Annotated in this window: 20 protein-coding genes; 9 read left to right on the forward strand and 11 right to left on the reverse strand. The window is 67.6% G+C overall.

Annotated elements, in window-relative coordinates:
• Together K4G59_RS17505 and K4G59_RS17510 are read left to right on the forward strand one after the other, a co-directional pair.
• Window positions 1–2870: AAA family ATPase (locus K4G59_RS17505; protein WP_231252347.1), on the forward strand; the 2870-nt coding region annotated here is incomplete at its 5' end.
• Window positions 2871–2985: 115 nt separating this feature from the next.
• On the forward strand, window positions 2986–3303 hold the full coding sequence (locus K4G59_RS17510) for a hypothetical protein (RefSeq protein WP_231252348.1): 318 nt from the start codon (window positions 2986–2988) through the stop codon (window positions 3301–3303).
• A gap of 183 nt (window positions 3304–3486) precedes the next feature.
• Here K4G59_RS17510 and K4G59_RS17515 read toward each other — a convergent pair whose 3' ends face one another.
• Window positions 3487–4086, reverse strand: a complete 600-nt coding sequence (locus K4G59_RS17515; protein ID WP_269210367.1) for an MmyB family transcriptional regulator — start codon at window positions 4084–4086, stop codon at window positions 3487–3489.
• A gap of 288 nt (window positions 4087–4374) precedes the next feature.
• Here K4G59_RS17515 and K4G59_RS17520 point away from each other — a divergent pair, with 288 nt between their 5' ends.
• Together K4G59_RS17520 and K4G59_RS17525 are read left to right on the forward strand one after the other, a co-directional pair.
• The gene (locus tag K4G59_RS17520; protein ID WP_231252350.1) at window positions 4375–4995 is read left to right on the forward strand and encodes a TetR/AcrR family transcriptional regulator; all 621 of its coding nucleotides are present in this window, start codon (window positions 4375–4377) and stop codon (window positions 4993–4995) included.
• Between the two features lie 5 nt (window positions 4996–5000).
• On the forward strand, window positions 5001–6596 hold the full coding sequence (locus K4G59_RS17525; protein WP_372461835.1) for an MFS transporter: 1596 nt from the start codon (window positions 5001–5003) through the stop codon (window positions 6594–6596).
• Between the two features lie 286 nt (window positions 6597–6882).
• Here the strand turns inward: K4G59_RS17525 and K4G59_RS17530 are convergent, their stop codons facing one another.
• Window positions 6883–7422 carry a hypothetical protein gene (locus K4G59_RS17530; RefSeq protein ID WP_231252352.1) on the reverse strand — a complete coding sequence of 180 codons (540 nt, stop codon included), beginning with the start codon at window positions 7420–7422 and terminating at the stop codon, window positions 6883–6885.
• A 358-nt stretch (window positions 7423–7780) separates the two neighbouring features.
• Between K4G59_RS17530 and K4G59_RS17535 the strand changes: the two genes are divergently transcribed.
• A complete protein-coding gene (locus tag K4G59_RS17535; protein WP_231252353.1) occupies window positions 7781–8407 on the forward strand; it encodes a TetR/AcrR family transcriptional regulator in 627 nt (208 codons plus the stop codon).
• 5 nt (window positions 8408–8412) lie between these two features.
• Complete coding sequence (locus K4G59_RS17540; protein WP_231252354.1) at window positions 8413–8892, forward strand: PaaI family thioesterase; 480 nt, start codon at window positions 8413–8415, stop codon at window positions 8890–8892.
• Between the two features lie 246 nt (window positions 8893–9138).
• Here the strand turns inward: K4G59_RS17540 and K4G59_RS17545 are convergent, their stop codons facing one another.
• The 5 genes from K4G59_RS17545 to K4G59_RS17565 all read right to left on the reverse strand — a co-directional run bounded on the left by K4G59_RS17545 (window position 9139) and on the right by K4G59_RS17565 (window position 14910).
• A complete protein-coding gene (locus tag K4G59_RS17545; protein ID WP_231252355.1) occupies window positions 9139–9840 on the reverse strand; it encodes a phosphatase PAP2 family protein in 702 nt (233 codons plus the stop codon).
• Window positions 9841–10254: 414 nt separating this feature from the next.
• Window positions 10255–11925, reverse strand: coding sequence for an MDR family MFS transporter (locus K4G59_RS17550; protein WP_308189428.1), 1671 nt, complete (start codon window positions 11923–11925; stop codon window positions 10255–10257).
• Complete coding sequence (locus K4G59_RS17555; RefSeq protein WP_231252357.1) at window positions 11922–12416, reverse strand: MarR family winged helix-turn-helix transcriptional regulator; 495 nt, start codon at window positions 12414–12416, stop codon at window positions 11922–11924. Before K4G59_RS17555 ends, K4G59_RS17550 begins: the two co-directional genes overlap by 4 nt.
• Window positions 12417–12732: 316 nt before the next feature.
• A complete protein-coding gene (locus K4G59_RS17560; protein WP_231252358.1) occupies window positions 12733–13221 on the reverse strand; it encodes a maleylpyruvate isomerase family mycothiol-dependent enzyme in 489 nt (162 codons plus the stop codon).
• 426 nt (window positions 13222–13647) lie between these two features.
• Window positions 13648–14910 (reverse strand): IS3 family transposase, encoded by a 1263-nt coding sequence (locus K4G59_RS17565; RefSeq protein WP_231252359.1) that lies wholly within the window; start codon window positions 14908–14910, stop codon window positions 13648–13650.
• 185 nt (window positions 14911–15095) lie between these two features.
• Here K4G59_RS17565 and K4G59_RS17570 point away from each other — a divergent pair, with 185 nt between their 5' ends.
• Window positions 15096–17252 carry an MMPL family transporter gene (locus tag K4G59_RS17570; protein ID WP_231252360.1) on the forward strand — a complete coding sequence of 719 codons (2157 nt, stop codon included), beginning with the start codon at window positions 15096–15098 and terminating at the stop codon, window positions 17250–17252.
• Between the two features lie 241 nt (window positions 17253–17493).
• Here K4G59_RS17570 and K4G59_RS17575 read toward each other — a convergent pair whose 3' ends face one another.
• Together K4G59_RS17575 and K4G59_RS17580 are read right to left on the reverse strand one after the other, a co-directional pair.
• Window positions 17494–18030 (reverse strand): MarR family winged helix-turn-helix transcriptional regulator, encoded by a 537-nt coding sequence (locus K4G59_RS17575; RefSeq protein ID WP_231252361.1) that lies wholly within the window; start codon window positions 18028–18030, stop codon window positions 17494–17496.
• A gap of 135 nt (window positions 18031–18165) precedes the next feature.
• Window positions 18166–19014, reverse strand: a complete 849-nt coding sequence (locus K4G59_RS17580; RefSeq protein WP_308189429.1) for a TetR/AcrR family transcriptional regulator — start codon at window positions 19012–19014, stop codon at window positions 18166–18168.
• Between the two features lie 1038 nt (window positions 19015–20052).
• On the opposite strand from K4G59_RS17580, the gene K4G59_RS17585 reads away from it, so the two are divergent.
• On the forward strand, window positions 20053–20556 hold the full coding sequence (locus K4G59_RS17585) for a GbsR/MarR family transcriptional regulator (protein ID WP_231252363.1): 504 nt from the start codon (window positions 20053–20055) through the stop codon (window positions 20554–20556).
• 128 nt (window positions 20557–20684) lie between these two features.
• On the opposite strand, the gene K4G59_RS17590 is transcribed toward K4G59_RS17585, so the two are convergent.
• A complete protein-coding gene (locus K4G59_RS17590; RefSeq protein WP_231252364.1) occupies window positions 20685–23024 on the reverse strand; it encodes an MMPL family transporter in 2340 nt (779 codons plus the stop codon).
• A gap of 37 nt (window positions 23025–23061) precedes the next feature.
• A complete protein-coding gene (locus K4G59_RS17595) occupies window positions 23062–23664 on the reverse strand; it encodes a TetR/AcrR family transcriptional regulator (protein ID WP_231252365.1) in 603 nt (200 codons plus the stop codon).
• A gap of 184 nt (window positions 23665–23848) precedes the next feature.
• Here K4G59_RS17595 and K4G59_RS17600 point away from each other — a divergent pair, with 184 nt between their 5' ends.
• Window positions 23849–24334 (forward strand): MarR family winged helix-turn-helix transcriptional regulator, encoded by a 486-nt coding sequence (locus K4G59_RS17600; RefSeq protein WP_231252366.1) that lies wholly within the window; start codon window positions 23849–23851, stop codon window positions 24332–24334.
• Window positions 24335–24478: the final 144 nt, after the last annotated feature.

Genomic DNA, 24478 nt, shown 5'->3' on the forward strand with positions numbered 1-24478 from the left:
CGCAGCTCCACACGCACGTCGTCATCTCCAACAAGGTCAAGACCGCAGAGGACGGGCGGTGGCGCAGCCTGGACGGACGGCCACTCCACGCGGCCGTGGTGGCGCTGTCGGCTCACTACAACGCGGTGCTTGCTGACCGCATGACCCGCACCTTCGGGATCGAGTGGGAGCAGCGCGACAGAGGCAAGAACCACAACGTTGCCTGGGAGCTGGAACCCGTCCCGGAATCGCTCATCCACGAGTTCTCTGGCCGATCCCGGATGGTCGATGAGGAGACCGACCGTCTGATCGGGGAGTACGTCGCCCGCCACGGGCGCCGCCCCTCAGCGACGCGGATCGTCGAGCTGCGAGCAAAGGCGACCCTTTCAACGCGTCCCGAGAAGGTCATCCGATCGCTCTTCGATCTCGCCACCGAATGGAGGGAACGGGCGCACCCGATTCTCGGCGCCAGCGCAGTTGAGTGGGCACGAAGAATCACAGCCGTTCCGATCGCCCGCCCAACCCTTCGGGCCGACGACATCCCGCTCGACGCCGTGGCCGAGGTGGGCGCCTCGGTGGTCGGGGCGGTCAGCGAAAAGCGGTCGACGTGGCGGCACTGGAACCTCTGGGCCGAGGCGTCCCGGCAGACGATGGGGTGGCGTTTTGCCAGTGTCGAGGACCGCGAAGCGGTCATTGGGTTGGTTGTCGATGCTGCGAAACAGGAGTCGCTGTCCTTGACTCCGGCGGAGTTGACCAGTAGCCCCATGGTCTTCCGACGAGAGGATGGCTCCACCGTGTTCCGACCGCGGCACTCGGTGGTCTTCACGTCTGAGGCCCTGCTCGCGGCCGAGGACCGGTTGCTGGCTCGATCGACCGACCTCACCGCTCCGTCAGTCAGCCTGGATGCCCTCGAGCGGGTGGCTCGTAAGCAACACCTGTTGAGTGCTGAGCAGGTCGAGACGCTCGCGCGGATTGCTGTGTCCGGGCGGCAGGTCGATCTGCTTGTCGGTCCTGCCGGCGCAGGCAAGACCACCGCCATGCACGCTCTGAAGGCAACTTGGACGACGGAGCATGGGAAGGACAGCGTCGTCGGGCTTGCCCCGAGCGCTGTCGCCGCTCAAGTGCTCGCCGAAGACCTCGGCATCGGGTGTGAGAACACTGCCAAGTGGCTGCACGAGTACGACCGCGGGCGGGCGCAGTTCGAGCGAGGTCAGCTCGTGGTCATTGATGAAGCCACACTCGCCGGCACCTTGGCTCTCGACCGGCTCGCCGACCTCGCAGCCAAGGCCGGTGCGAAGGTGCTGCTGGTGGGGGACTGGGCCCAGCTCCAGTCGGTCGAGGCCGGAGGGGCGTTCACCCTTCTGGCCTCCACCCGTCCCGACACTCCCGAGCTCACCGAGGTCCATCGCTTCACCAACGAGTGGGAGAAGACCGCGTCGCTCGACCTGCGTTTCGGTCGCACCGAAGTCATCGGCACGTACGTCCAGCGCGACCGGGTCCGTGAGGGCACCACTGACGAGGTGATGGACGCTGCCTACCTCGCCTGGAGCGATGACGTCCGGGCTGGTCGCGCTGCGATCCTCGTGGCCGAGGCGACCGAGACGGTGAAGTACCTCAACACGCGAGCCCGCGCCGACCGCATCGCCGGTGGCGATCCAGCGGGAAGCATCGAGGTGAACCTCGCCGACGGTACGCGGGCGTCGATGGGTGATCTCGTCATCACCCGTCGCAACGACCGCCGTCTCTCGACGGCGCGTGGCGGATGGGTCCGCAACGGCGACCGCTGGCGCGTCACCCATGTGGGCAGGGACGGCTCGATGACGGTTGTGCGTATCGGCCCGGACCTGGGTGGAACTGTGACCCTGCCAGCGGCGTACGTCGCCGAGCACGTCGACCTTGGCTATGCCGTGACGGCTCACCGTGCCCAAGGCCTCACCGTCGACACCTCGCATGTCGTCGTCTCCTGCGCAACCACGCGCGAGAACTTCTACGTCTCCATGACACGGGGGAGAGAGGCGAACATCGCGTACGTCGCACTCGACAAGCCAGATGAGGTTCACGCCCCGCCAGAGTCCGACGAGGTCAATGCCAGCACCGTGTTGTACGGCGTGCTCAAGCACTCCGGAGCGGACCTGTCCGCCCACCAGATGATCCTCGAGGAGCAGGGTAGGTGGTCATCCATCGCCCAGCTCGCGGCGGAGTACGAGACCATCGCTGCTGTTGCGCAGCGGGACCGCTGGGTCGGCCTGGTGGGAAAGTGCGGGTTGACCGACGAGCAGGTCGACTCAGTTCTCGGGTCCGACTCGTTCGGTCCGCTCACTGCTGAGCTGCGACGTGCCGAAGCGAATGGTCTGGACGTCGACCGGCTTCTGCCGGCGGTGGTCTCACGGCGGTCACTTGGGGATGCTGACGACGTGGGAGCCGTGATGATCAGCCGACTCCGGGAGGCAGCGCCGCCTGAAGGTGGGCAACGCCGCACCGAGCCCAGACACATCGTCGGGATGACTCCGGTAGCGGACGGCCCGATGGACCTCGAGATGATGACCGCCCTCGCCGAGCGACAGGCGCTGATGGAGTCGCGGGCGACGGCGTTGGCCGTCAATGCGGTCGAGACCGGGGAACGGTGGCTCAAGCACCTGGGCACGCCGCCGGAGACGGGGGCAGCGCGAAGCCGCTGGATGAACGAGGTCAGGATCGTCGCCGGCTACCGCGACCGATATCGGGTAGACGGCCTACTCGCTCTCGGCGAACCCCGAACTTCGGCACAAGATCTGGATGCTGCTCGAGCGAGGCGGGCTGTCCGTCGTGCGCGCAAGATCGCTGAAGACACATGTCTGACTCAGAACGGCGGAGACCGCGGCGTCCCGCGACGTGCGCAAGCGCTTGTCTGATCGGGGTCCACGGGATCGTCGTGCGTGACTTCTCCACAGGACGGGCACGCCCGCGCCCGTCCTGCCGGACCTCATGAGCAACGGTGCGGTGAACCGGCCCCGAAGGAGAACTTCGATGCTCACCATGCTGTGGAACGGCAGCGCTCTCCTGCGCGGCTACCTGCGCTCGAGCATGCCCACCAATCGTGTCGTCGACTGGCTCCGCACACCAAACGGCCTGAAGTGGGCAGTCCCTGTTGCCGCGATGGCGATCCCGTCCTACCTGTTCGCCATGAGCATCTGCGCCACGCTCATCGAGCGAGGCGGTCCGGGTTGTCTCAACTGTCTCGTGGTGCTCTTCGCTTGGGACTCGATCAAGTTCGCCGTTGTGGGGTTGTGGGCGGTTCTGCGCTTGTCGACTATGTGGCTCGCGAGGTTGTCGAGGCTGAGGTAAGGGACAAGTGTCGACAACACGGACGAGGTCAGGGCTTCCATGCGGCAACCGCGGTCCCGGTGGAGGAGGAGTGCCATGACTTGAGCCCGTCGCATCAGGACTTCGATGCCGGAGGCACGGTGCGAGAACGATCGTGTCGTGCCACGCGTGGCCGAGCGTCTCAAGCGCCTCTGACGTAGTCGGTCAGCCTCCCCCGAAGAAGCGGCGGGCGTCGTCGTCTGCCGGATGCGTGAGCTCGATGCGCAGCTCGTCGAGGGTCACGTCGAGAGGCGAGCCGAACTGGGCCACTACGGAGACGGTGCGGATGAGGTCGGTCCCGCTCCGGAAGTTGGGACACAGCACAGGTCCGGAGGCGCCGGCACTGGGATCAGGAAGGTCCCCCATGGCCCAAGTGGTGAGGTCCACGCGCTCTGCCAGCACCTCGTCCTGCGGCACCCGCGCGGCTTGGGCCTGAACACGTGCGAGACCGGCCCACGCGATGTCGTCCCAGTTGTCGATCGGGTCGCGCCATGCTCCGGCGTACGTCAGCTGGACGGCGTTGCGCCCGTCGCTGGCAGCGAGAAGTCCCTCCGCCGCGGCGTTGGACCGGACGATGTTCCAGTGACCGTCCACCGCACACGCCGGAAGGGCTCGTGACTCTGGAGCGTCCGGTCGGTGATGGCGCGAAAGGCTGTCAGGTGGTCGGATTCCAGTGACGACTCGGCGTAGGCAGGAGCCGGCCCCGCGGCACGGAATAGAATGTTGCGGGCCCTGCTCCAGTGCAGCGGGCAGTTGAGCAATCATGTCGGGGCTCGGACGGGAGTCCGGCCTCGATGAGGGTCCCGACCATCAGCCGGTGCTGGGCGGGCAGCGCGGCCGAGAGACGCTCCTACTCGCCCGAGTAGGGGTGCGAGCCTTAGCAGCGATCACCTTGGCTAGCTTCGTGTGGTCGCAGGTTTTGGGTCACTCGCGGACTGTGGACTATGTGGCCCCACGAGATCTCTTTTGTTCGCGGGAATTCTCCCGGCCAGCTTGTAGTTCTGACTGAAACGAAACTGTTCCGTTTCGACCTAGCATCGGGAGACACCCCACGTGACACCACAAGAGGCGGCAGTCCGGCCCCGCATCGAAGGTGAGCGCGAGCAGGAAATCCTGCTCGCGACGCTCGATGTGCTAGCCGACGTAGGCTACGACCGCCTCACCATGGACGCCGTCGCGTCTCGCGCAAAGGCCTCCAAAGCCACCCTCTACCGCCGGTGGCACTCGAAGGCCGGGCTGGTGATTGAGGCCGTCATGCTTCACAAGGGCCCGGCCACCTCGCCCGACACCGGTAGCTTCCGCCAGGACCTCATCGAGATGAGCTGCGGGGCTGGCGGCCTCACCGACGCGAAGCCCCTCGGGATGCTGGCCAGCATCATCACCGCGCTCAACCTCGACGACGAGTTCGCCGAGCGATTTCGGCGCGACTTCATCGAACCCAAGGTGGCCATCGGTCGACTTGTCTACGAGCGAGCACAGGCCCGCGGCGAGATCCGCGCCGACCTGGACATCGACCTGGTGACACCGGCGCTGGCCGGGATGGTCCTGCATCGAATCTTCCTGATGGGTGAGCACGCCACCCCCGACCTGATTACCGCCCTGATCGACCAGATCATCATCCCGGCCTGCCGCCCGCAAGCCCGCACCCCTCACGAGGACAAGGAAACGTCTTGACTGACATCGACCGCGCCACCCCACCCGCCGACACGGCCCGCATAGCCGCCCCACAGCGCGAACTCCACCTCGGCTGGGCTCTGGTCCTCATCTCGATCGCCCAACTGATGGTCGTGCTCGACGCCACCATCGCGAACATCGCGCTGCCCTACATCCAGGTCGACCTCAACATCAGCAACGCCAACCTGACGTGGATCGTCACCGGCTACGCCCTGGCGTTTGGCAGCCTGCTGCTGCTTGGCGGCCGGCTCGGTGACCTCTACGGCCGCCGGAAGGTGTTCATGGCCGGCCTCGGCATCTTCGCGGTCGCCTCCCTGCTCGGCGGGCTCGCGACTAACGAGCCGTTGCTGCTCGGTGCCCGGGGCCTGCAAGGCCTCGGTGCCGCACTGGCCTCCCCGGCCGCCCTGGCGCTGATCACCACCACGTTCCCCGCAGGCCCCGCCCGCAACCGGGCCTTCGCGGTGTATGCCGCGATGTCCGGCGCGGGTGCGGCCGTCGGACTGATCCTTGGTGGCTGGCTGACCGGCACGTCGCCGGAGCTCTTCGGCATCGTCGTCGACGGCTGGCGCCTCACCTTCTTGATCAACGTGCCGATCGGCCTCGGTGCCGCCGCCCTGGCGCCGCGCTTCCTCAACGAGTCGGAGTCCCACCCGGGCGAGCTCGATCTGCCCGGCGCCGTCACCGGCACCCTGGCGCTGGTCGGCATCGTCTACGGCCTGTCGCGTGCCGGCACCGAGGGGTGGAGCGACGAGCTCACCATCGTCAGCCTGATCGTGGGCAGCTTGCTGCTGGCCGTCTTCGGGCTGGTCGAGAGTCGGGTGGAGCACCCGCTGCTCCCGTTCCGGATCTTCACCAACCGAACCCGGGCGTCCAGCTTCGTGGCGATGTTCCTCGCGCCCGCGGCGATGTTCGCGATGTTCTACTTCCTGAGCCAGTACCTGCAGAACGTCATGGGCTACAGCCCCCTCAAGACCGGTGTCGCGTTCTTGCCGTTCACGGTGGGCATCGTGTTCGGGGCCGGTCTGGCCTCCAACCTGGTGAACCGGATCGATCCCCGCTACATCTCGGGAGTCGGCACGCTGCTCGCCGCGGGCGCCCTGTTCGGCTTCTCGCGGATCCCTTTCGACACCGAGTTCCCGGTGAGCGACGTGACGGGGACTTATGTCGCCAACATCCTGCCGTACACCGTCGTGATGGCGGTCGGCATGGGCCTGACGTTCGTGCCGGTCACTCTGACGGCGGTCCACCACCTGCGCTCCGAGGAGTCCGGCATCGGGTCCGGAGTGCTCAACACGATGCAGCAGGTCGGTGGCGCGCTCGGCCTCTCAGTGCTGGCCACGGTCGCCACGCAGACGTTCACCGACCGGGGTGCCGAGCTGGCCCGGGACGGCGCCGCTGCGGGCGGCGAGGCGGCGTCGGCAGAGGTCATGCAGCGGATGCAGGTCATCGTCCAGCAGCAGGTCTTCACCGAGGGCTCGACCCAGGCTTTCCTGGTCGGCTCGATCCTGATGCTCGCGGCATCCGCGGTGATCTGGATCTTCCTCGACGTGAAGCACCAGGAGCTGGCCACCGACGGCCCCGAGGGCGTCCACGTCGGTTGAGGCAGCCGACTCGCACGTGAGGCGGTCGTCAGCCCGAGAGGTTGGCGGCCGCGTGAATTGATGAGTCCACGGCTGAGTCATCCGTGCCAGGCTCAACGCCGGCCCAGTTCGTAGCCGGCTCCGCCGGGATGCTGACACCTCGGCTTGTCGGTTGGCTCCAAGACTGACCTCACCGCAACCGGCGCGAGCCGACCTGCCCTCGACCCGCAGGTGCGCGTCCGTACGCGTGAGCTCATGAACCGTGCCGTCAGTGACTCGCTTGGTGTACGTCGGTGCCCATGCCTCCTTAGGCGCCGCGTCGCATCCGGATTGCCAGCCGCCGGTTCCACCAGCCTGGCTGGGCGGCCGCTTGTGCCAGCAGACGGTTGTACTCGCGCGGCGTCAGCCAGCGGAGTGCCGGTACTGCGAGGAGGCCGGTCGCTAGCCCCCACCGCCAGGCGCTGAGGTTCTCGACCAGTCCGCCCATGGCGGCCACGGCCGACACCTGAAGCACCATGTTGTAGGGAACGATCAACACGCCCTCGATCCCTTCGCACTCCACCAGCCAGGGGAGTCCGTGCCAAGTCGTCCGCTGCCAGCTCGCATAGTGCGAGATCACGGCGGCCGCGAACAGCCCGTTCGCGGCCGCGAACCTACGGTCTCCGCGTGGGCCGGGGAGACGACCGGCGGCCCGGTAGGCGCCGGCGGTCGCCAAGGCGTACCCCGTGACGGCGGGCCGCACGCCGATCCGGGAGGCACCCGGCACCCCGACCCCGACGGCCAGCTCGTAGCCGAGGTGGCTGGCCACGGCGACTATCCCGAGCCGGGTCCAGCGACGGTAGGGCATGCGTCTTAGGGTACGCGTGCGGCTAACCAGTGCCAGGGCGTTGACGGCAGCTCCGGTAGACGGGATAGGTGTTGGCGATCACCTCGGCGTCGAACGGACTGTAGGTCAGTGGCTGATCGCTCATTAGCACTTCGCGGTCGCTCTTCATCCGCGGCCCTCGGGTGTGATCGATGTTGGGTACGGACAGTGGGTCGGGGCGGCGAGCATGCCGCCGCCTGAGGTCGCTTGAGTCCGGCATTTCATCGACCTTTGTTTGTGCTGACTGTTGGTTTGTACTGGGAGTACAAACTACGATGTCGCGTAGGTCGCGAGCTGCGACCTCACCGGGAAGGGCTGGGGATGAACGGAGACGTGTGGGATGAGGAAGCTTCCGGCGAAGTTGGCCAGTCAGCTCTACGGGGCGGCGGAACTGATCGCGGAGCGTGGTCTGGACGGCACTAAGATCGAAGATATTGCCGAGGCGACGGGCATCCCCAAGGCCACGATCTACTACCACCTCGATGGCAAGAACGCGGTGCTGGAGTTCCTCCTCAGCGACTTGTTGGACATGATCGCCGGGGCCGTGGGTGTTGCGGTGTCGAGCTCTGAGGACGCGCGGACCCGGCTCGAGGCGGCTGTGCTGGCGCAGCTGGGCGTGATGCTCGAGCACCCGTTCCTGTGTCGGGCACTGGTCGGCGACCTCGGACGCGCGACCCGGCTGCCCGAGTTGGCAGGTGCACTGCGGACTGCCTTCTACGAACCGATCGAGCAACTATTGGCTGAGGGTGTCTCCGACGGGTCGCTGCGCCAGGTCGCCGATCCGGGAGCCGTGGCCTTGAGCGTCTTCGGTGCCATCACCGTCGTTGGCCTTAGCGCGGCCGTGGAGGGGCCGTCCGTCGATCCGTCCACCGCCGCAGTGCGTTTCTCTGCTGCGGTCAGCGACCTGGTCCTGGACGGCCTCGCGACACCTGGCAGTCGCGACCAGCGGCGGGGTGAGCCGCTGTGAGCAGCATGGACGAGCTCCTCGCCAGCTGGAACGAGAAGTTCCGGCCGCATGCTGATGGTGCTCAGCTTCCGCCGCACCACAGCCACTGCCTCGCCTGTGGCCCCGACAACCCACACGGCCACCACATCGCCGTCCGTCGTCAAGGGGAGGAGGTGCACGCGACCCACGTCTTCGATGAACGTCACGTGGGCGCACCCGGAATCGCCCACGGCGGTGCTGTAGCGACCGTTTTCGACGACCTCTTCGGTTTTCTGCTCTACTTCACGGGCGGTCCTGCGGTGACCCGGAAGCTTGAGGTGCTCTACGACTCGCCGGTCATCCTCGGCACCACCTACGATCTCGCGGCCAGGGTCATTCGGACAGAAGGGCGCAAGCTCTACATGGAAGCCGACATGAAGCAGCTCGGAGGGTCGCCTGCAGCCTCCGCCTCGGCGCTCTTCCTTTCGGTGGACGTGACCCACTTCGATCAGGGCACGCCGCGATGATGTGGGCATCGTCGGGCGCTGTACTTTCCGACGCCTGTTCCGAAATTCCGCAGCCAACCGCTGTCGAGACTCCGAGGAAACCCGCGGTGTCGGATTCGCGCCCGGTCTCGGGACCCTACCGTCTGAATCGAGCGCCGACCTAGGGGCTGGCCGTGCCGCTCAGGGGTACCCCGTGGGTGTCGGTCCTGGCGGCAGCCGGGGGATCTGGTCGTGCGTGGAGTGGCTCGTCGAGCGAGTCGTGACCGCTCAGAGGTCGGCGGACTCTGTGGATTCCCAGCCGAACCGACGCTTGCCGAAGGCGTCGAGCGCAAAGTGCGTGGCAAGCACGAGACCGCAGCCGAGCAGCACGTCGACCAAGTAGTGGTTGCCGGTCGCGATAACGATGAACGCCTGTGCGCTTGGGTAGAAGACCGCCAGCAGTCGCCACCATCGGCCTCTGAAGTCCCACATCTGCAGCGCACACCACACGGCCCAGCCGCAGTGCAAGGACGGCAGCGCGGCGTACTGATTGGTGGCGTCGCCGATGCCTCGCGGCGCGGAGGCGGCGTCTCCCCACCAGCCGAACTCTGCGTAGGCTCTCATGACGTCAGCGACGCCGTCACCAGGTACGAGACGGGGAGGTGCAACGGGGTAGATCATGTAGACGACGAGCGCCACCGCTGAGGCAAGGACCAAGCTCCAGTAGCCGCGGCGGTACTTCCAACCGCCGACTTTCCAGGAGAGAAACAGTACGGTCGGAGTCGCGACGTAGTGCATGACGGCGTAGAAGTAGCACGCCGGCACTGCTACCAGCGGTACGCCCATGGTCCATGAGTTCAGGGGCACCTCGAGGTGGTCGAAGACCCAGCCCTCCAGGGCTACCAGCTCGCCGGAGTGCTCGAACGCGAGGGCGACGTCCCCGCCCTGATCGGCTCGGATCACGTTATAGGCCAGTGCGAGCATGCCCATGGCGACGAGCTCAAGCGCCGATGAGTGGACGACCCGCTTGATCGCGACACCAACCCGACTCGGCTGGTGGGACGTCTCTAGCGACATCAGCCCGCGTTTGCCCGAAGGCTATTGGCCATCGGCAGAGCCAACGCGGAGCGGGGCGCGTGCGCGTGCGCGAGGTAGGCAAACGACGGGACAGACCCGGAGGACGGGTGGTTTTCCACGGCCCGATGTGTAGGGCGAGTATCCAAACAGCTGGGAGGCAAGCCCGCGAGGCGATCCGTGGTGAGCTGAGGCTGGAGGACGCTCTCGATGAGCAGCCTCGCGCTCTTGGAAGTGAAGGGTTGCAAGCACATGGGTGCTCCGTATCGCCGGTTGGCGTTGGCGCTCGTGGCACCCGTCCTGTACCGCGTTCTCATGGCGACGTCTCCTTCACGGCGGCGGTCGCCTGCCCAGCCGTCGTCCGTCGTCGGGGTCGGCGAGGAGTGCGTCTTGGTCGACGGAGGTCTCGAAGGCGGCGGCGAGGTCCTCGCCCGGGGTTTGTCCCCGGGTCTGTCGCAGTGGGGTTTCGCGAAGGAAGAGCATGATCACAAAGCCGAGGATCGCGAACGGTACGGCCGCGAGGAAGGTGGTCTGCAGCGCCTCGGCAAAGCCCGTGGTGACCGCGAGATGGATGGGCTCGGGCAGCGCCGCCATCTGTTCGGGGCTGCCCTGCGTGGCCGACCCGGCGGGCATCTGGTCGGCGCTCACGCCGGCCGCCCGCAGTTGCGCGGGGATGGTGTCGCGGAGCCGATGGGTGAGCAGGGCGCCGAAGACCGCGACTCCCATCGCGCCGCCGAGCGAGCGGAAGAACGTGGCTCCGGAGGTGGCGACGCCGAGGTCGGCATGGGGCACCGCGTTCTGGGTCGCCAGCACGAGGACCTGCATCACCATGCCGATTCCGGCGCCGGTGATGAACATGTACACCCCGGCTAGCCACAGCGAGGTGTCCACGGACAGCCGGCTCATCAGCGTCAGGCCGACGGCGGCGACGAGCAGCCCGACCACGGGGTAGATCTTGTAGCGGCCGGTGCGGGTGATCAGCCGCCCCGATCCGATGGAGGTGGCCAGCAGGCCGACCATGAGCGGAAGCGTCAGCAGGCCGGAGGCGGTGGGGGACTCACCCTTGACGATCTGCAGGTACTGCGGCAAGAAGATGATGGCGCCGAACATGGCGACTCCGACGACAAAGCCGGCCAAACTGGTGATGACGAAGGTGTGGTTGGCGAACAGCCGCGGCGGCATGATCGGTTCAGCCGTCCGGCGCTCCTGCCAGACCGTGAGCGCCAGCATGACCAGCGCCACCGCGGTCAAACCGTAGGTCCAGGCCGAGTTCCACTCGAACTCCTTGCCGCCGAGCGAGAGCATCAGCAGCAGCGCGCTGATCCCAGCGACGATGAAGAACGCCCCCAGCCAGTCGATGGCGTGCCGTCGGCGGGGGAACGGCAGCTTCAGGACGCGTTCGGTCACCACCAGGGCCACAATGCCGATGGGGATCCCGACCCAGAAAGTCCACCGCCACGAGAGGTGCTCGACCAGGAAGCCACCCAGCAGGGGCCCGGCGACGGTGGCCAAGCCGAAGACCGAGCCGATGTAACCCTGGTAGCGGCCGCGTTCGCGGGGACTGACGACGTCGCCGATGATCGCCTGGGACAGCGCCATCAGCCCGCCCACGCCGAGTCCCATCACGGCCCGGGACCCCACCAGCTGGCCCATGTTCTGGGCGAACCCGGCGGCGAGAGAGGAGACCAGGAAGATCCCGATCGCGGACTGGAACATGATCTTGCGGCCGTACAGGTCTGACAGCTTGCCCCAGATGGGAGTGGAGGCGGTCGAAGTCAACAGGGTGGCCGAGACGACCCAGGCCAGCTGGTCCTGGCCGCCGAGCTCACCGACGATGGTGGGCAGCGCGGTGGCCACGATCGTCTGGGACAGGGCGGCGACCAGCATCCCCAACATCAGCCCCACCAGGACGGTGAGGATCTGCCGGTGTGGTAGCTCCGGCATCACCTGCTCGCCGGGTGCCCCCGGGACACCGGCCCCGGCGGAGGACGCCGTACTCATTGCTGGCCCGCTTCCGCGGTGTGCGGATCCCCGGTCAGATGCTCGTCGAGACCGGCGTTGAACGCCGCCAGCAGGGACGCGAAGCGCGCCAGATCCTCGGGCGACCACGACCGCAGCAGCTCCCGGACGACGCCGCGCCGTTCCGCCCGCGTCGTGCTCAACACGCTCCGGCCGTGCTCGGTGAGCCGCAGCCGGAGAGCGCGCCGGTCGTCGGCGTCCGGTTCGCGCGTGACAAGGCCGGCCTGCTCCAGGGCCGCGACCTGTCGGCTGATCGTCGAGGCGTCGAGGTGGAAGTGCGCTGCGAGCTCACTGGACCGCAGCGGGCCGGTGTCATGGAGCCAGGCGAGGATCCCGTAGGCGGCCCTCTCCACGACCTGCTCTGTCGGGCCGCCGCGCAGATGCACCTTCTGGGCACGACGCACCAACAAGGTCAGCTCCTGCTCGATGGACTCCACCGAGACCAGGTCGGTCTGTGATCCGATCGATTGCATGTACCAACCATAATGGCTCCGGCGACGGCGGCGCACCCGTCCGCGATGTGTCGCGTGGCCGGAGCTGGCGCGGCGCCGGGACAAGCGGTGCGGCTCCATGTGTAGAGCGGTAGGGCAGGTGCCGAGCCTCCGCGGATCGGAGGCGTCGTCCCGGACATCTCGCCGACCAAGGAGCGCTGCAACGTGGGAGCAAGAGCACCTCCGGTGGCTGCGCTACATTCCATGAACGGCGTGCAGGAGAGCTGCAACGGCCAGCGGATCGCCGTGGATCTCGACTACGGCCGCGGTCCGGCGACCGCTGAAGTACAAGACGAGCTCACTGGGCGGTCCTCCCAACGTGACGCCGACGCCTCGGCCGAAACGTGCGGCGTCGGCCCTCGTGGGAGTCCAGCACCAAGGAGAACGGCCGCAGTCTCCGCGCGGCGGGCCACGCCAGGAAGCCGAGCAGCCGCCACGACAGGTTCTCAAGCTCCGGCGGCCCGTTCCGTGGGGGCAAGCCGTTGGCGCGCCGTACGTCTTCGTGGTGGATGAAGAACTCAAGTCCGTTGACGAGCTTGCGAACGCCCGGGATCTGCCAGACCAGCGGAGGACCGGAACGGAGACGCTCGACCAGGCCCGCGAAACCCAGTTCCTTCTCACGCGCGGTGAGGCCGCCAACTCGGCGCAGGTGGTTCTCCCGCACGACCAAGTGGGCCACCAGATCGAGGGTGGTCCACCCTTCGCAAAGAGTCGGAGCCTCAGGCCCGAGCTTGATGAGCAGGTCGCACAATGCCAGCCTTTCCTGTTGGTCAAGCGGCATCACCATCGAACCAGCGTACGTCGCAGCCCGGCAAGACCGGCGCCGACCATGTGAGCCCGTGAGCGCTCGCTTCGCCGGTGCTGATCACACTCATCGGTGGGCAACCGCGGAATGTGGTCGCTTCGCGTGGGGAGCGGACCGGTGGCTCGGGCCAGGGCGGGGAGGGTGTCGGGATCCCGGCGGCGGCGTGGCCGCCTTTCCCGTAACCGAGGTGCCAGCACCCGGGGGCTAGCGGGAAATGACCCAACGGGTCTTCGGGATGCGCGACGTGGCGCCGGCCTCGTTGGCTGGATCGGCGTTGGGCCCAATTCATGTCGGTCCCAATTCACGGCGTGCCCTGGTGAGTTAGAACCGTACGCTGGTCATCGCGACGGCCGGCGTGGCCGCGGTGAGTGACGGGCCTTACCCCCGGATCTTGGACACGGGGTGTGATTACGCGGCGGTTGGCAGCGTAGCGGCCTGGCGGGCCTCGTAGGTGGACGGGGACAGGTAGCAGCACCAGGTGTGACGGCGGCGGGTGTTGTAGCGGACGAGCCACCTGAAGACCTGCCGGCGACAGGTCGGCTCGTCTGTCCAGCAGGCGGCGTCTTGGAGGACCTCGCGCTTCATCGTGGCGTTGAACGACTCCGCCAAGGCGTTGTCGGCCGACGAGCCGACGGCGCCCATCGACTGCGTGACGCCGAGCCTCCTGCAGAGCTTGGCGTAGTCCTTCGAGCAGTAGACCGACCCATGGTCGCTGTGGAAGATCGCGCCGTTGAGGCTGCCGCGGATCGCGGCAGCTGCGTTGAGGGCGTCCTCGACCAACTCGGTGCGCATGTGATCGGCAATCGCCCAACCGGCGAGCCGACGGCTGTAGCAGTCGATCACGGTCGCCAGGTACAGGTTCGTCCCGTCGGCCAACGGCAGGTAGGTGATGTCCCCGACGTAGCGCTGGTTCGGCGCATCGGCGGTGAAGTCCCGCTTGAGCAGGTCGGGGTACTTCTGCCCCGACGGCTCGGGGATCGTGGTCCGCACCCGGCGCTTCTTCACATAGCCACGGATGCCCGCAAGTCGCATCACCCGGGCGACGCGCTTGTGGTTGACCCGCTCGCCGGCAAGCGCGCCGTCGTTGAGCTCAGCGGTGATCCGCGGCGCACCCTGGGTGCTGTCCTCGGCATGGACGGCCCTGATCCGCGTCGCGAGCTCGGCATCGGCCCGGGCGCGCTCCTCGCGCGCTGGGGACGCCTTGAGCCAGGCGTAGTAGGACGAGCGCTCGATCTCGACGAGCTCGCACAGTCGCTTCACCTCGAAGGTGGCGGAGTTGTCGGCGACGAACTGGAAGCGACTCACCAGCGCGTCTCCCCGGCGAAATACTTGGCCGCCCGCTGGAGGATCTCCCGCTCGGTGGTCAGCTTCGTGGTCTCGACCTCGAGCTCGCTCACGCGGGGCCTCGAGCCGGGCGATCTTCTGCTCCGGTGTCTCATCGGCCGGCCCCGACGGGCTCGCCGTCGACGAGTCGGACTGCAGCGGGCTGGAGGTCAGCGTCCCGTCAGCGGCGGTCTTCTTGCCGGTCCCGTAGACCTCGAGCCAGTGCCGCAAGGTGCCGCGCACGATGCCGAGGTCATCGGCGATGCCACGAACCGTGGCGCCCGGGGTGGACTCGTACAAGTCGACGGCCTGACGACGGAACTCCTCGGAGTAGTTCTTCTTGGCCATGGTTCTCGGATCATCTCGCTTCCCCAGCACCAGGTGCTGGATTCAACTTGTCCAAGAACCGGGGCCAGGCCCCGACCGCACGTGAGTCCGTCCGGTGCCCTACCCGCCTCGAGCGCGATCGGTTCGAGCCTGGCATATGCGGCGGGTACGTTTCCGGGGCGCTGGGGTGGCGATAGGGTCTCGCCATGTTTGCTGCGCTTGGTCGTTTCGTATCGCGGCGTCCCTGGTACGTCATCGGCGCTTGGGTCGTACTCGCAGTCGTGGTGGTCTCGTTTGCACCTGCACTGCAGACGACTTCCGACGAGGCGGAGTTCCTGCCCGACCACTACGAGTCCATCAAGGCGACCGAGCTGCAGGCGGAGAAGTTCCCCGGCGCGACCACCCCCGCGGCGATCCTGGTGTTCGAGCGCGAGGACGGGTCGCCGTTGACCGAAGAGGATCAGGCCGCCGTCAACCGGATCGCAGAGGAGCTCGGCCCACAGTTGGGCGACGAGACCTTCGTCCGGCAGGTGATCACGGTCGACCCGGAGGGACGGCCGAACCTGTCCGAGGACGGACTGGTCCAAATTGGCATCATCGGGTTGGCGGAGGGCGCCACCGGCTTCGACGCGACGGCGTTAGAGGACGGTGAACAGCTTCGAGACGACCTCGACCCGCTGGTCGAGAACAGCGACCTGAGAGTGCAGTCCACCGGATCTATCCTCCAGGGACTGGATTCCCAAGAGTCGGGTGAGCAGACCTTGGCGATCGTGGGTGCGGCCACGATCATCCTGATCGTGTTGCTGCTCGCGCTGATCTTCCGCAGCGTGATCATCTGCGTGATGCCGATCGCCGTGGTCGCCCTGTCCGGCACGATCGCGACCGGTCTGATCGCCTGGGCCAACGAGGCATTCAACCTCAAGGCGGACTCCACGATCGAGGTGATCCTGTTCGTCGTCCTCTATGGCATCGGCACCGACTACATCCTGTTCTTCCTCTTCCGCTACCGCGAGCGGCTGCGGCAGGGCGCTGACACCCGGTCGTCCGTCGTTCACGCGATAGAGCGCGCCGGCGAGGCGATCGCGTCCGCCGGTGGCGCGGTGATCGTGGCATTCATGGCCCTGCTGCTGAGCACGCTGAGCATCTTCAGGGCGATCGGCCCGGCGCTCGCGATCGCGGTCGCCGTCACCCTGGTGGCCGCGCTGACACTGGTGCCCGCGGTCGTCACTGTGATCGGCCGCGGGCTTTTCTGGCCCTCCCGAAAATGGCGCCGGGAGCCCGAGGCCGCTCGCTTCAACCGAATCGGTGACGCACTGAGCCGGCGACCGGGCAGGTTCGCCGCCGCCTCGGGCCTGCTCCTGGCGGTCCTGGCGATCTTCGCGGTCAGCTTCAACCCGTCATTCGACTTCAGCGCGAGCTTGCCGGACGACGTCGAGTCTACAGAGGCGCTGGATACCTTCCAGGACCACTTCGCCGCCGGGGCAAGCGAGCCGATCCCCGTGATCCTGGCCTCGGAGAACGGTCGGCTGGACCAGTCCGCGCTGGAAGCGTTCCGCACGGAGTTGGAGGGAACCGACGGCGTAGCCCAGGCGTTTCCGGGCCAGCCGTCCGAGGACGGCACCGCCGCGCAGTTCTCGCTGATCCTCGACGAGGACCCGACCTCCGACGCCGCGCTCGAGGACGTCAAGGGCCCGATCCGCGACGCCGCACACGGTGCCGCGCCCGAGGGGACCGAGGCGTACGTCGGCGGCACCCCCTCGATCTTCGCCGACCTCCAGGAGGCGATGGCCCGCGACTACCGCGTAGTGTTCCCCGTCGCGGGCGGCTTGATCCTGCTGATCCTCGCCCTGCTGCTGCGGAGCCTCGTGGCGCCGTGGTACCTAATGGCCGCGGTCGGCCTCGGCTTCGCCGCGACCCTCGGCGCCACGGTGATCGTGTTCCAGCACATCATGGGTGAGGCCGGCCTGATCTTCATGCTGCCCATCTACATCTACCTGTTCGTCACCGCGCTCGGCACCGACTACAACATCTTGATGATCGCGCGTCTACGCGAAGAGGCGCGCGAGGGCAAGGATCCGCAGGCCGCGGCCGGGGAGGCGGTCAAGCACGCCGGTCCGACGATCGCCGCGGCGGGCGTGATCCTCGCGGGCACGTTCGCCTCGCTGATGCTCAGCGGGAACACGCTCATGGTCTCTATGGGCTTCGCGCTCTCATTCGGCATCCTGCTTGCGGCGTTCGTGATGTCGCTGTTCTTCACGCCGTCGCTGACCGCGCTGATTGGCCACGCCGCCTGGTGGCCGGGCCACGGTGACGAGAAACGCGAGGAACTGGACGAGCCCGATAAGTCCGTGGTCAGCACCTGAGCGGGGCAGGCTGACCCGCCACTATGACAGGCTGACGTCCGTCGTCGGACGTACCGATCTGGCAGAACCGGGCGTTCGCACGCGGGGTCCCGACCACCGCCTTCCCGGAGCGTCTCGGCGACACGTCCCAGGCCTGAGTGGACCGTCTCCACTGTGCTGCAGGTCGCCGTACGTGCTTGGCTCGACCATTCGGTGAACGACCGGTGTGCCAGAAACCAGCAGAGCGGGGAGGACGGCGTGCTCATCGCTGGCCCTCTTGCGCGGTGTGGGGATGCGCGGCCAGATGCTCGCCGAGGCCGGCGTTGAACGCCGCGAGCAGGGACGCGAAGCGCGCCAGATCCTCGGGCGACCACGACCGCAGCAGCTCCCGGACGACGCCGCGCCGTTCCGCCCGCGTCGTGCTCAACACGCTCCGGCCGTGCTCGGTGAGCCGCAGCCGGAGAGCGCGCCGGTCGTCGGCGTCCGGTTCGCGCGTGACAAGGCCGGCCTGCTCCAGGGCCGCGACCTGTCGGCTGATCGTCGAGGCGTCGAGGTGGAAGTGCGCTGCGAGCTCACTGGACCGTAGCGGGCCGGTGTCATGGAGCCAGGCGAGGATCCCGTAGGCGGCCCTCTCCACCACCTGCTCTATCGGGCCGCCGCGCAAGTGCACCTTCTGGGCACGACGCACCAACAAGGTCAGCTCCTGCTCGATGGACTCCACCGAGACGAGGTCGATCTCCGATCCAATCGATTCCATCAACCATGCATAACAGCTTTGGGGAATGGCGAGCGCACCCACCCGCGATGTCTCGCGTGGCCACGGCCGGCGCGGCGCCGGGACAAGCGCTGCGGCTCCATGTGTAGCGGCTCAGCAGTCCCACCCGACCCGACGCAGTTCGCAGGTGGGCGATGTTTGGGGACAGCCGGACGCCGGTCAGGAGATGTCGCCGACCAAGTAGCGCTGCAACGTGGGAGCAAGCGCGGCCACCAGCTCGTCCTGACTTGCAGAGGTCAGATCCTCGAGGCCGACGACGTGGCGAGCCAAGGTGAGGCCCAGGATCTGCGACATCACGAGCGCGGCGCGCAATGGTGCCTGCGCGACCCCGAGCTGGCACACGACCGGTTCCAGCAGCTCAGTAGTGAACTTGTCGCCAATCATGCGAGCGGTGTCGGCTTCGACCGCCGCAGTGCGGATGGTTGCGAGGATGCGCTCTCGCCGGCCCGTCTCATCGAGTGCCTCGATCACCAGTCTTGCCAAGCGTTCCCCGACGCTCCTCGGGTCCCCGTCGATGAGCCGAGCCATGAGTGCGGGCGAGTCGGAAGGAAGGTTGACGACTTCGTCGAACAGCTCGCGTTTCGAGCCAAAGAAGTACGCCACCAGGGCGGCATCCACGCCCGCCTGTGCTGCGACCGCCCTCAGCGTGACGCGGTCGTAGCCTTTGGCGGCGAACTGCTCGCGGGCTGCCCGAGCTATCTCCTCGCGTGTCGAACTGTGCCCCGGCCGGCGCCCTGGTCCTCCGGGGACCGGGCTCACGGCCGCCGCTGCCACTGCAGCCGTTCCATCAGAAGGTTGATCCATACCCCACCTGCCTGGTTGTTCCGTCCAAGGGCCGCCGTCGAAGGGCCGGCGGCTCGGAGAGCAGACGCGACACGCCTGGGCGCGGCACTCCTCATGAAGTCCAGCCTGTGTGTCGCTGGTCAGCGACCGCGTCACGTCGTCGAGGACGGTGCCGTCATCCTGACAGTGTCGGACGATGGTGCTCGAAGGGCAACGAGGCTGCATACGTCCTCACCCCGACATCGGGGGCAACGACGACTCAAAGCGGAGGCGACACTGAGTGCGCCGATTCTTGGTGGTCTGACGAACTCGCTCAGCCAGACGCGGCAACGCCGGGCGATGAACGCCATCGGTAGCCAACAGCATGCCCACTGCAGGGACAGGCATAGCGCGGTGGGCGGCTGCAACCCTCTGCATCTACCCTTTTCCTCCTATGTATTTCGGCGTAGGCTGGCGCCGACCGCTACCTACGGGTGATCGCGATCCCCCGGGTTCGGCCGCCACGGCTGGAGGTGGGTGAGGTGAGCTACGGGAGTCCGTACGGCCCGGCATGGCAACAGCTGGGGAGCGCCCTGTGGGATGTCTTGGCAGTCGTGTGGTGGACGCTGGTGGCTGGCAGCGTCGCGTTCGGTGCATGCTGGTGCATGGGGCAGGTCATGTATACGGAGTGGGTTCGCGACCATCCTGCGCCCCGCGTCCGGTTCTTTGCCGAACGCAGGCTGCGTCGAGACATCGCCCGCGGGCTGGGCGACCTTGAGGAGTACCTCCGCGAACGCGATCCAGCGCACCTCAACGACGGGCCTGCCCGTTCCGGCCGGTCCCGCACCTGGAGGCGCCGGGGCTGGCACCGACCTTGAAACAGACCCCCACAGCCCGGACGCCTACAGGATCTGCGGTTTGCAGGCGGTTCTCTGACGGCTGCCCTAGATCCCGGGCCGTTCGATGGCTGGGACCTCGCGGGTCGGACGTGTCTGCGGCGGGAGGCCGACGCCAGCACGCTGGATTGCGGCCAATCTGCTCGGGGAGGCTGGAGCGCCCGGGGAGACCGCACGGGGGGCGGGATTGGTCCGGTGGGGGAGCTGGACACGTAGCAGCTCGGGTGACGCGGAGGTCGCATGCTCCGGCCGCGTCCGGACGCTCGGCGTCGGCGACCGCGCCAGACACGGGCATTCCCGGGTGCGGGGACGATATCGACGGCCCGGCACAGGCCCCGGCGGACCGCGATCGGTATCCCAACGGGGACAGCCGGATGGGCCTGGCTCGATGAGCGATGCTGAGCAGATGATGCCGAGCCGCTGGCAGGACGAGAGCGAGGGGCTGCTTCGCGTGGTCGAGCGAATTGCCCTGATCCTGAACGAAGCCGGGATCCCACGGATGCCCGCCAGGGTGTTGGCCTACATGCTCGCCGACGACGCTGACCGCTACTCCGCCGCCGCGCTCGCGGACGGGGTCCGGGTCAGTCCGGCCGCAATCTCGGGGGCCGTGCGGCATCTCACCGCGACACGGATGGTGGTCAAGGAGAGGGAACCCGGGAGGAGGGCCGAGTTCTACCGGGTCTGTGAGGGCGACGTGTGCGGCATGATCGTGGCCGCCTGGATCCCGGTCCTCAAGCAGTGGGAGTCCGTGATGGAGTCCGCGGCCGTCGAGCTCGGCGCGAACGGCGGTGGCCACCGATTGGCCGAGGCGACAGAGTTCATCGCGTTCCTGCGCGGCGAGACGGAGGGCATGCTCGGGCGCTGGGCCGAGTACCGCCGAGATCCTGGATAGCGATCCTCGGTGATCGAGGCGCCAAAGGTTGGCGGTCGATCGCGTTCGGGCCCTGCCGGCGGTCCGGGTCGGTGTGGTGGGGCCTCCAGGACGTGCCCCCGACGTTCGTCTCTGGACGCTTCGGTTCCTCAGTTGCGGACCTCGATGTTTTGGCGACCAGTGGCCTCGGCCTGCTGGTTGAGCATGGTCAGCAGCTTGTCGCCCTCGATGTCGAGGTCGGGCAGCAGGCGGTCGAGCCAGCGGGGCAGCCACCATGCTCGCTCGTCGAAGACGGCCATGAGAGCCGGGACGAGCGTCAGCCGGACGATGAAGGCGTCGATGAGGATGCCGGCGGCGAGGGCGAAGCCGATCTGCTTGATCATGATGTCGTGGCTGAAGATGAAGCCGGAGAAGACCGCGACCATGATGATCGCGGCGGCGACCACGACGCGGCTGGCCTGGTCGAAGCCATGCACGACGCTCTGGCGGGCTGGCTGGCCGTGGATGTGTGCCTCGCGCATGGAGGAGACCAGGAAGACCTCGTAGTCCATGGCGAGTCCGTAGAGGATGCCGGTCACGATGATCGGCATGAAGCTCATCAGCGGGCCGCCGGTGTCGAACCCGAAGAGGCTGCTGAGCCAGCCCCACTGGAAGACGGCGGTGGTGGCACCGAAGGTGGCCAGGATGCTGAGCAGGAAGCCGGCGGTGGCCTTGAGTGGGACGACGATCGAGCGGAAGACCAGCATCAGGATCAGGACGGAAAGGGCGATGATGATGCCGAGGTAGAGCGGTAGGACGTCGGCGAGCTTGTCGGACATGTCGATGCCGATGGCGGTGAACCCGGTGACGCCGAGCTGCACATCATTGGTCTGGGCGATGGCGTTGTCGGGCTCGCGCAGCGACTTCACGAGGTCGCTGGTGGCCTCGTCGCTGGGGCCGGAGGTTGGGATGACGCTGAACACGGCCAGGTCGCCGGCCTCGTTGACGCCGACCGGGGCGGCCAGCACGATGTCGTCTCGGTCCTGGAACTCGGCGAGGAGCTTGGCGGTCAGCTCGGGTGTGACGCGGTCTGTGGAGCCGGTGGGCTCTGCGGTGACCAGGAGGGGGCCGTTGAATCCCTCACCGAAGCCCTGGGAGACGGCCTCGTAGCTCTGCCGTGCGGCGGTGTCCTGGTTTGCGGTCGCACCGGTTGGGATCCCCAGGTTCATGCTGGCCGCGGGGATCGCCATCACGCCCAGGATCGCGACCACTCCTGCGATGACGGGCCACCTGAACCTGATCACGCCCTTGACCCAGTGGTCGGCGACGCTGTGGGACTCGGCTTCCACCTTGGCGCGGCGTTGGGCTCGGGCCTTGTTGGAGCAGATCCGCTCGCCGACCAGCCCGAGCAGGGCGGGCAGCAGGGTCAGGGCGATGAGAACGGCCAGGGCGACCGTGGACGCCGCGACCAGTGCCATCGTGGACAGCATGGCGATGCCGATGACGGTCAGGGCGGTCAGTGCGATGAGGACGGTCAGGCCGGCGAAGAACACGGCGCTGCCCGCGGTGCCGACCGCTCTGCCCGCGGCCTCCTTCGCGGTGAGTCCCTGGTCGAGGATCAGCCGTCGCTGGCGGTTGACGACGAAGAGCGCGTAGTCGATGCCGACGGCGAGGCCGACCATGAGGCCGAGGACGGGGGTGGCGGAGTTCATCTCGACGGCAGTAGAGAGCGCGTACGCGCCGCCTACGCCGATGCCGACGCCGACCAGCGCGGTGATCAGGGGCAAACCGGCCGCGATCAGCGAACCCAGGGTGAGCACCAGCACGAGAGCGGCGACGGCGAGACCGATGACCTCGCCGATGCCGACTGGGATTTCGATGGCCTTGAGCGAGTCGCTCGGTAGAACGGTGATCCCGGTTCCCTGCTCGGCACGCTCCACCACCTCGACCACCGAGGTGACGTCGTCATCAGTCAACGAGGTCGAGGCGACTGTGAACTGGAATTGGAACAGCGCGACCTGCCCGTCCGAGGACACCAGCACCCCAGGCACCGGGGCCCCGTCCATCACCAGCGGCTGGTAGGGAGGCGCCTGCCCCTGCTCCGACCCGGCCGAGGGATCGGCCGGCGCACCTTCCTGATCAGTGCCCGGTCCGCCCTGCTCCCCGGGACCCAGAGCGGCGTCCAGGGGGTTGACGACCTTCTCGAGGTCATAGACGTCGCTGACGGTGCCGCTGATCACCGCAAGACGCTCCGGAGTGTCGAGGCGCTCACCGCCCGGCACAGTGAAGACCACGCTGGCCTGACCCCCCGACGCCGCGGGAAGCTCATCGGCCACGCGGTCAAGCACGGTCTGGGCCTCGGTGCCCTCGATCTTCATCTCGGAGCTGACGTTCACCCCGTTGATGGCCACGGCACCGACGACCGCGGCGAGGACCGCCACCCAACCGGCAATGAACAGCCACGGCCGGCCGAATGCGGTTCGTCCGAGCCGGTACAAGAATGTGGACATGGGTTCTGGGTCTCCTTGAGGGGCGGGGCGGCGGTGGCTAGAGGCCGTGGCGCAGGTAGTCGAAGGTGAGATCGAGGAACGAGGCGTAGTCCATCGATGCGGGGGTGGCCTCGTTCTCGCCGTCCAGGTGCACGTCGAGAGTTCCCTCCAAGGCGGCCATCACGGCGCCATAGACGGCGCCGAACAGCAGCGGCACGTAGATGGCGGGGTACCGGTCCCCGGCTACGGATCCCAAGAGCTCCTGGGCGGTGTGACGCATGCGTTGCTGAACGCTGAGGACGTAGGGCTCGAGGGTTGGGTACTGCCGTGCCATGGCCATCAGCTCGCGCATCCTCACCAAGGTGTCCGCGGTGAACTGATCCCTCATGACGGACAACAGGGCATCGAGCAATGGCAGGTCATCGGGCAGGTCGGCGAGGATCGCGCTGGCGTCGTCGACACCCCCGAACGCGACCGCGGCGACTGCCTCCTCCTTGCAGGAGAAGTGGTTCGCGAAGGTGCGCCGGGAGTAGCCCGCCCGCTCCACGACGTCCGCAGTGACAAACCCGAACAACCCGCGCTCACGGGTCAACTCGAAGGCCGCCTCAGCCAGCGCCTGTGCCGTCGCCTCCCGCTTGAGGTCCCGCAACCCACGATCCACTCCCTCAGTATGACCGGGCCTGCCCAATGAGCAACATTGCCCAGTGAGCACGCAGACATTCGCCTGACGCCTTGCCGAGCGGTAGCCGCCGGCGGCGGCCGGTAGCGTGACGGCAGATGCGACTGCCGATCCGCCTTCGACGGCCGGTCTTGGCAGTCGGCGGCATCGACCTAGGGGAGCGCGTATGGGTGCTGATGGCGAAGCGGTCGACGTCGACCGCGCACGGAACCAGACGACGACCGATGACGGGCAACAGTTCGCCGATGCGGTGCTGGCCCTGCTTGCAGTCGCTCGAAGGACCAGGGGCCGACTTCAGCCGCTTTTAGACGACGTCACCGTGCCACAACTGGTGCTGCTGGACGCCGTGCAGGCTTGCGGTCGCGAGGGCATCGCCGCCATCTCGGCATACACGCTGCTGAGCCAACCCACGGTGACCCAACAGGCCGCCGGGCTGGAAGCGGCCGGCCTGCTGCGCCGCATCCCAGCCGAAGACGATCGACGCCGACGCGTACTCACGCTCACCGAGCGCGGGGAGCAACTTCTGGCCGCCAAGCGCGGCCTGGTTGCCGACCGGTTGGCGGTGGCCTGGACATCCCTCACCGCCGAGGAGCAGTCGATCGCGGTCCCGCTGCTGCGTCACATCATTGGTCTTGTCTCGGAGCTCGCCTGACAGCACGCGCAGAGCGCCCGCGAGCGGCGCGCGCGGCGGCGGGTTCGGCGTACGGACGGTGCTCGGCTGGGTTGCCGAGGTCCGTAAAGCCCTGCGGCGCGATCCCTTCAGACGGTCGCGGCCGGTCTTCCGTGCTCTATCGGC

Source organism: Nocardioides furvisabuli (assembly GCF_021083185.1).
In the GTDB taxonomy this organism is placed as follows: domain Bacteria; phylum Actinomycetota; class Actinomycetes; order Propionibacteriales; family Nocardioidaceae; genus Nocardioides; species Nocardioides furvisabuli.